Source organism: uncultured Anaerotruncus sp. (assembly GCF_902490045.1).
Taxonomy (GTDB): Bacteria; Bacillota; Clostridia; order Oscillospirales; family Ruminococcaceae; genus Anaerotruncus.
Genome location: NZ_CABUCJ010000023.1, coordinates 18,674 through 28,213, shown reverse-complemented (window position 1 = coordinate 28,213; position 9,540 = coordinate 18,674). Strand labels below are relative to the sequence as shown.

The window sequence follows — 9,540 nt, the reverse complement described above, 5'->3', positions numbered from 1 at the left end:
CGGAGGCGAGCGCCGCCGTGCCCATGAGCGCGGACGGAGTGTATACGGTCAAGGCGTTCCGCGGCGAAAACCTGCTGACCGCCGCCGTCTTTGCGGCACCGGCAAACGCGGCCACGGAAAGCAGCCTCTCCACCGTCTATTGGAACCCGGATCCGACTTTCACAGATGTGGACAGCAATATCCCCGGCGGAGGTGATAATGCGTCGGGAGAAAGCATCAACGCGCCGGTGAAGAGCTTTGAGCGGGCGCTGTGGCTGGTACAGCCAAACGGAACCATTATCTGTATGAGCCAGTGCAGCGATACCTACTATGGGGACGGAAATACGGGCAACTATGCCTTTGACGGAAAAAATGCGACGGTCAAACGCTGGGGAAGATATCCCTCCGGTGCGATTTTTGACGTCTCGACGGGAATCAACCTAGAGCTCAGCAATCTAACGCTGTCCAATGATTTTGAAAACGGCGGCGCGCCCACCACCGATTCGGTCGTTTCACTCGCGGGCGGCACGCTGACGGCGGGCGCGGGGCTGGCTCTGGGCGGTCCGGTCTACTTTGAGCAGCGGCCGGAGAGCGCCGGTATTCTCTTTACGCAACCGCCCGACGCGCCCTACGCGGTCAAATTCGCGCCCGGCGCGGGCGGCTTTACTAGCGCGTTCGACGCGGCGAATACGGGCGCTGTGATGACCGCCGAAACCATCGGCAATTACCTGACGCTGGACGCCAGCGTCAATGCGTCGGCGAACCCGAAGTGGGCGCTGCGCATCAAGCCCGGAACGGGCAACGAACAGATCATCCAGGCCTACCCGATCGTCGCCTATACGGCGGTCTACCTTTCGGGAAGCGGCGACGACGCCAACGACGGCGCGACGGTGAATACGCCGGTCGCGACCTTCGCGCGTGCAAAAGAGCTGTTGCTCACGGAACTGGGCGGCGACGGAATCATCTACATCTGCGGGACCACCGTCCCCGTGGCAGGGAACGAGACCTGGTCGCTGTCCGCGTCCGAGGGTTTCAAGAATACGGCGAAGGTCCGGAATTACAGCGGGTTTTCTTCCAGCACCCCTATGATCCACGCGACGGGCTCGCTCACCCTCACGGACATCACGGCCGAGGGCTCTGTGATCCTCCGGGTTGGGGAGAAAACAGCCGGAAACACGGCTTCACTGACGATCGGCGACGGCGCGAACATCAATTACACTGGCACCGGCGGAACGACGAGCATGATCTCCCTCTATGGTGGAAAGACGGTCATGAACGGGGGAACGCTCACTGGAAATGGAAATAAGGGCTATGGGGTTAGCCTTGAAAGCAATGCAATCTTTGAGGTGTCTGCCGGAACGGTCGGTGGATTTAACTATGGAGTTTACAATGCAGGATCGGCTGTCATCTCCGGGACGGCGAAGATGACAGACAATACGACCGGCGTTTATACAACTGGAAAACTGACGCTCAGGGATACGACGATTTCTGGAAGCAAGTATGGCGTAAATGTTGCCGGTGGAAACTTTGAGATGGAAAGTGGAGCTGTTAACACCAGCAGTGTCAGCAGCCTTGAGTGTGCGGTCAATCTTTCCGGAAGCTCTTCCAAATTTACAATGACGGGCGGAACGGTCTCTGCGGGCGTTGCTTCGTCGAGGGCGGTGCAGGTCGGCAGTGGAATATTTACAATGACGGGCGGATCTGTTTTGGGCCGAAGCTCTTACGGGGTCTATCTGTCGGGCACCTCTGCGACGTTCAACCTTGCGGGGGGCACCGTCTCCAAAGATGACGCTGAAACGGGCGCGGCAATCTATGTAACCAGCCCCAATTTTACGCTTAACGGCGCGGCAGCAACCGTCAACGGCAGGATTAATTTGACAGATCCCGATAATTCGATCAAATTGTCTGGAGTACCAACGGCGGAAAAGAAATTTGATATTTTAGTCGGCTATTATCATTCTTCCGGTACAAGCATCGTTGTCCCTGCCAGCCCGCTCACGGATGTATCAGGCTATGAAAAGAATTTTGTCCTGAAAAATCTTACCGATAAATTCACGATCGGCGGCTATAAAAAAGACCTGATTCTGCTCGAGATCGGTATTTACCTCGACGGCGTGGACGGGAACGACAATAACACCGGCCTCTCGCCCGCACAGGCTGTCAAGACCTTTGGCGCGGCGAAAGAAAAGCTGGTCACGCTCGCGGGGGAGCAGAAGGAGAACACGAGTTTCAAACCGCATATCTTCCTCTGTGGCACGGTGACGGTAAGCACCAATGAGGGAACCTGGGATCTGGGCGAGGTCAACGCTCTCAAAACCGGATGGAAAGCGGATATCCGACGGTTTACCAATAACAACTTTGCCCCGGACACGCTTGTCCGGGTGGCCTCCGGCGGAAATCTCACGCTTTCCAACATCGTGGTGGACGGACTCCGGGATGTTACGCCGGGACTGTACTCCACGCTGGATCTGTTCCGGATGACGGGCGGAACGATGACGTTCGGCACGGGGACCACCTTAAGTGGCGCGGCCCGCAGCGCGGCCCTAATAAGCGGCGGGAGGCTCACAATAGAAGACGGCGTGGTCTTTACAGGGAACGGTAATTCATCTCAAAATGAGACGGCGGTCATCATTGTTGAGGGCAGCGGAAGCGCAGTCACAATGAATGGCGGGGAGTTCGACAAAAACAAGGCGATGGATGTGATTCTCGCCAGGAACGGAGCGACCTTCAACCAAAACGGCGGCAAGATTGGCAACGGATCGGGGATAGCCGCCCACGGAATCCATACCGCGGGCGACGGTGTTACCATCAATATGACGGGTGGTGAAGTTTTCGGCTTTAATAACGGCGGCAATTTCGGCGGCGGCGTATGGCTCGACAACGGGGCCGTTTTCAATATGTCCGGCGGCGAAATTACTGGAAATGGCACGGGAAGCTCCAGCAACGGCCGGGGTGGCGGCGGCGTCTATGTCAAGGGCGGAGCGACCTTCAATATATCGGGTGAGGCCGTGATCCGAGGCAACAGCGCGTCCTATGGCGTGGGCGGCGGCGTCTATTTGGACTCCGGAGCGAGCTTCTCCATGACCGGCGGGCATATCCGCGGGAATACGGCGGCAGAAGCCGGGTCGGAGGCGATCTATTCCGTCAATGCGAAAGAATTTGAACTGGGCGGTGAAATCGACATCAGCGGCGGCATCATGCTGTGGGACTACGGCACGAGCCACGATACCCCGCCGATCACGCTGACCGGCCCGCTGTCACAGCGCACGCCGCCAACCGGATTGGCCGCGGAGAGCGTGATCAAGCTCACCCTTTCCGAATACTACCTCGGCGAGACCGTCGTGGCCGGTGGCGAAAGCTATAACGCGGGGCAGTACCTCAATGCGGGTGGAATCCAGTTTGTCCTCACGGACGAGACGGCCAAAACGATGCGGCTGATCACGAATCCGCTTGAGGGCGGAACGCCCTCCGACATTGTCGCGGCGGGCTGGAACGTCTACATTTCCGGCACGGGCACTGATGCGGAAGGGTACGGATGGGGGCCGAAAAAGCCGGTCAGGACGTTTGGCTATGCCAAGAATCTGATTAAAACGGTGCAGGATATCCCGGCGGAGGCGGAGGCAAACATCCTCGTCTGCGGGACGGTCAATGTGACCACAAGTGAAAATAGCGGGACATGGACGCTGAACGACATCAGCGTCGGCGGCCGCACGCCCGTTTTGCGCCGCATGCGGAGCTTTACGAATACGATGGTCAGCATGACCGGCGGCACGCTGACACTGCAAAATATCACGATCGACGGAAACGCTGCGGCGGGCAGCAGCTCCAGCTACCTCGTCAACCAGTCGGGCGGCACACTCAACGTCACGGACGGGGCGCTGCTCCAAAATAACGGTACCTATACCAACAGCGCGGGAATCCGCATTACAAATAGTGGAGCGATGTTCTCCATGACAGAGGGCGAGGTTTCTGAGAATGATTATGGGATAAGCATTACCGGCGGCGCAAATGCGGTATTGTCCGGTGGTACCGTTTCAAATAATCGTGTCGGTGTAAGTTTGAGTGGGGGCAGTCTCCGTCAGGAAACCGGCAGCATAATCACGGCGAATAGGGGCTATGGGTTCTCCGTTACAGGTGGAACGGCTACCTTGAACGGCGGTGAAATCAGCTACAACAAGGATTCGGGTATCTATGTGTCAAGCGGAACCGTCAATTTGAACGGGAGCAAGATTTGTAATAACGAGGCTAAAAACGGAGCAGGGGTATATCTTTCCAGTTCCGGCCAGGTGTCCATGACCGTGGGAGAAATCACACAGAATACCGCCAGCGGTAATGGCGGCGGCGTCTATCTTTACTCCAGCACTAGCAAGTTTACAATGAGCGGCGGGAAGATCGGCGGAAATACGGCCAAGAATGGCGGCGGCGTCTACTCCTCCGGCAGCTTTACGCTAGACGGTGGCAAAATCAATGGGAACGTGATAAGCGGATCCCGCCCCTCGGGCGGCATTCAAAGTGACTATAACGGCGGCGGCGTTTATCAGCAGGGCGGATCCTTCGCGATGACCAACGGGGAGATCAGCGGAAATCGCGCGACGGGCTTCGGCGGCGGGTTTTACCAATATTATGGCACATTCACGATGAGCGGAGGCGTAATAAAAGAAAACAATGCAAATGACAATGGCGGTGGGGTTTTCACAGACAAAAATTCGAGAGGGTCGAGTAACTTTACGATGACCGGTGGAGAAATCAGCCGCAATACGGCGTATTGCGGCGGCGGAGTCTCCGTAGGAGGAAACTTTGACTTTTCCAATGGAAAAATCATCGACAACTCAGCGCAGGGCGGCGGTGGCCTCCTGGTCAGCGGCACGGTTACAATGACGGGCGGGGAGATCAGCAATAACCAGGCTTCAAGGGGATATGGAGGAATCTACCAACTATCCGGGACCGTCACCATGGACGGTGGAAAGATCAGCGGAAATACATCAAAAGAAGGCTCCGGGGGAGGGCTCTACCTTCAGCAAGGCACATTCACATTAAATGGGGGGGCGATCAGCGGCAATTCGACGCCCGAAGGCGGCGGCGGAGTATACAGTTACGGAAGCTTCCGCATGAACGGCGGCGAGATTACCGGGAACACCGCCGCTCAGGGAGCTGGATGTTACTGTTACCGCAGTAGCGACAAAACTACTTTCAGCGGCGGCAGGGTCTCCGGGAACATCCTCACGAATGAGACGACCAGCAAGGGCAGGGGCGTCTATGTAGAAACGGAAAACTTCATCCTCGAGGGCGGCGGCGCGGACCTTTCGGACGGCATCTACCTGAGCAGCAGATCTTACCCGATCAAGCTGTCCAAGACGATCCGGCAGGCGGGCCGCAGATACAATGTGGAGCTGCTCCCCGCGAGCAGCACGAACGGATTCAAAGTCGGCGACGTGGTGGTCAAGCGGGAAGGGACGCTCGAGAGCGCGGCACCCAACCTGCGCTACTTCGCGACCGATTACGAGGGCGCGGTACTCGACCGCGGCAGCGGCGCCAACGCAACAAGCATCGTCCTCAAAAAGATCATCTTCGTGGACGGCGTGAAGGGCAATGATTCCACCGGGGACGGCAGTACGCCCGACCTCGCCTATAAGACCTTCGCGGCGGCAAAGGCGGCGCTGGGCGGCGACCCCGGAAACATCTACATCTGTGGGACGCTGACCGTCTCCGCGAACGACACATGGAGCCTCGGGGCGGATCAGGCCCTGCGGCGGTATTCGGGCTTTGCCGTGGCGGGCAAGTACAGCTACACCCCCTTCCGCGGCGACATGATCGAGGTGAAGGGCGGTACGCTCACCCTGAGCAACATCACGATCGAGGGCCGTCACGACGCGGACCAGGGCTTCACCGCCAACGGCTCGATCATCAAGGTGAACGGCGGGAAGGTTGCCATGAACGCGGGTACGACCCTTGCGAACAACACGACGACCGGCAACGGCGGCGCGGTGAACATTGCGGCGGGGAGCTTCGGTATGTTCCGCGGCTCCATCGTCAACACACAGGCGGCCAAGGGCGATGCGATCTACCAGAACGACCTGCTGACGATCAGCGAGGACGTGGAAAAGGTGGAGGGCGATATCTACCTCACCGGGAAAGGAACTCCGGAGACCAGCAAGTTTATCTCCGCGTATATATATGATGAAATCGACGGACCGCTGCTCACGGTCAGCATGGAGGACCCTTACGGCGGACGCACAGTGGTGGACGGAAGGGCACCGCAGAACGACGGGATGAAGGCGAAGTATACCCTCGCGCCGGAGGTCCTCGCGCAATATAAGCTGGGCACGCGATCCGGGAACAATAAAATTCTCGAGCTGCAGGAAAAGGGGATCGTCTACATCGACGGTGTAGACGGTCTGGACACCAACAGCGGCACCACGCCCGACGAGCCGGTTCTGACGCTCAAACGCGCGTATGAACTGCTGGGCGAGGGCGGCGTCATCTACGTGGTGGACAACGTCGCGGTGACCGGCAGCGTGACGCTGAACGGGCAGAGCTATAGCGACGGCTCGAATACGGTGGACGCCGGCGGGCCGGTGGTGATCCGTCGGTACTCGGTTCCGACGAATCCGCCGGCAATAGGCTTTACCTCCGACAAGGCAAAGCGGAGCTATACCGGCATGCTCTTTACCGTGAACAGCGGGGGATTCATCGTCTCCGGCGTGACGATTGACGGCCACAGCGCGGCGCTCACCGGCAGCCAGAAGACCACGGCCCCGGCTGTGGCGGCGCAGGCCCCGCTGATCGGAGTCACGGTGAACGGCACCCTGATCGTCGGCGACGGCGCGGCGCTCCAGAACAACAACAATATCGATACCGGTGGCATCGTCTTTGGCGGTGCGGTGTTTAACGCCGGGAATTTCAGGATGACCGGCGGCGCGATCGCCAACACGGCGGCGGAGCGGGGCGCGGCCATCTACCAAAGAGGCAGCTTCTATGTAAGCGGCAGCCCGTCGATCGCTGGAGAAATCTATCTGGCGATTGGCACAACAATGGGGGGGAACCAGGACAAGAAAATTATCGACGCGGAGGATGACTTTGCGCCTGCAAACCCGCTGCTGGTCAACATGGATGGAGCGGAAAACGGCCGCAACGTGGTCAGATATGGGGACTTTATTAAGGACGCCGATCTCTCCAAGCGGCTTGCGGACTACACCCTTGCGGATGAGATCGCCGCGCTCTACACGCTCGGCCGGAAAGACACAGACAACCATTTCCTTGAGCTGCAGGCGAAGAGCGCGGTCTACATCAACGGGCAGGCGGGCGACGACACGAAGGATGGAACCACGCCCGCGAACGCTGTCAGGACGCTTAAAGTCGCCTTCGACAAGCTCAAAACCTATAACGGCGGTACCCTCTACGTGGTGGACACCGTGGACGTGAGCAGCGCGCGGATCACCGTCGTGACGGACGAAGAAGGCGTGGTCACCGCGGATTACAGCGGCGAGGGCGGAGGCGTCACCGTCGCGGGCGAGGTGCTGATCAAGCGCTACGCGCAGCCGAGTAATATCGTCGGGCTCACCGGTTTTGGCATTGCCGGCAATGAGAGCGCCCTTTTCAACGTGATCGGGAACCTAACGCTCGACGGCGTCACGGTGGACGGCCACAGCAGGGCGGTCACGAGCGGCAAGCAGGAGATCGTCGCAGCGGGCGTGGTGGCGAAAGCCCCGCTCATCACCGTCGCGGCGGGCGGAACCCTCACGACCGACAACGGCGTACGGCTCCAGAACAACAGCAATACCGCGACGGACGGAACGGGCGGCGCGGTCGCAAATAACGGCACCTTCCGGATGGAGGGCGGCGTGATCGCCGGCAACGACGCGCAATACGGCGCGGGCGTCTGGCAGAACGGCGCCTTCCGGCTCGGCGCGAACTCGCCCTCGCTCGGCGCGGACCAGACAACCTACCTGACGGACGGCGCGGACCACCGGACGGAAAATGTCATCCATGTCGATTCCCCGCTTGGGGACGGCGCGAAAATCTCCGTCGACATGGACCGTACGGAACCCACGGCGGGCGTCTACGCGGCGGGCAGGAACGTGGCCGTCTTCGCGGACGGCGCGGCTTCCTACAACGACGTGGCCAACGACGCGGCGCACTTTGTCCTCGCGGACAGCATCGTGGAAACATTCGCGCTGGTCAAGTCCCCGGACGAGAACAACACGCTCGAGCTGGGCCTACCCTTCCACTTTACCACCAAGCCGGACGACGCGTTTGTCCGGGTGGGGGATAAGGTGACCTTTACGGCGGCCGTCTCCACGAGCGCGGCGGCGGATGTCAAGCTGTACGACAAAAACGGGGCCGAGATGGCCACCGCCATTCGCGACGACGAAATGGCGGAAGAACTGGCCTTCCGGGCGGTGGTGCGCTCGAACAACGCGGATACCTCCACGGTGAGCTTCACCTTCCAGCCGGAGGCCGGCAGCCGCGCGGGCGAATACTACCTGACCGCGGCCGACGCGAACGGCGTCACGGCAAAGAGCGAAAAATTCATATTGTCGCTCTACGAGGCGGATATGCTGACGGCGAAGGCGACCGGCGCGGCGGAAGCCGACCCGAACAGTTCTACAGGATACCTCAAGGTGTACAACGGCTACGATACCGCGAAGAACGTCACCTCCAACGGCGTGGCCCTTTCGGAGGGGTTGAGCACGATGCTGGGCTTGGACGATACGCCGACGCTCAGCTTCGCGACGGAGCAGGAGATCAACGCAAACTTCAAGCTGTGGACGGCGGACGACGCAATGCACAAGTTCAGCTTCAAGGTGGAGCTCAACGATCTGACAACGGACACCATCCTTTCTCCCATGCCAGTCCCCAGAAGCACTCCAACATCTGTCGGAACTGCCTCTTGGAAAATTACGCTGAAAAATGCCAATGCCCTCAACGCGGCCAAGACAAGCAAGCTGCTGATCAAGGAATTCAAAATCGGCGATACGCCGCTGACGGGGGGCATGTCCCTGCCCGGAGGCACGGAAATGTTGGGGCTGGAAGCCACGGCGGCAGACGCGGAGGTGCCGTTTGTGACGGAGGTCGCGCGGCTCGACGTGACGGTCCCGCTCTCGGTCACCGTCTGCGTGGCGAAGGACGGTACGATGGCCCAGCCGAGCCCGGAAAAGATGTATGTGGAGAACCGCTCCTCCTTCCCGGTGAAGACGACGGTCAACCCGTCCCTTACCAGATTGGCTGCGGACACTTCCGATTCAATGCGGCAGGTTGACGCGCCCGCGCTCGGCATTGGAACCGATTACGACCTGGCGATCCGTCCGCTCCTCTTTCCCGGCACAGAGTCTATTCCATTTAAAACGAGCAATACGACCGCGGTGGAATCGAGGGCGTTGGTTGTTTCCTATCGGGACTTCGCGGAGATCCCATCCAGCGGAAAATGCAACTTCGATTTCCTGAGCGACAAGATGCCCAGCGGGCTGGGAACGGACGGCGCGCCCGCCAACTACAGCTACAGGATCACCTTTAAGGCGTCGATTGCCGGGACGCCAAACCTTGAAATGGCGCAATGACAAA

The 9,540-nt window shown here is 59.5% G+C and carries 1 protein-coding gene; it reads left to right on the top strand.

Annotated features, from left to right (window positions below; genetic code table 11):
* Window positions 1-23: 23 nt before the first annotated feature.
* Window positions 24-9,536: a NosD domain-containing protein gene (locus RDM88_RS04345; protein ID WP_308753605.1), complete on the top strand. Its 9,513-nt coding sequence runs from the start codon at window positions 24-26 to the stop codon at window positions 9,534-9,536.
* Window positions 9,537-9,540: the final 4 nt, after the last annotated feature.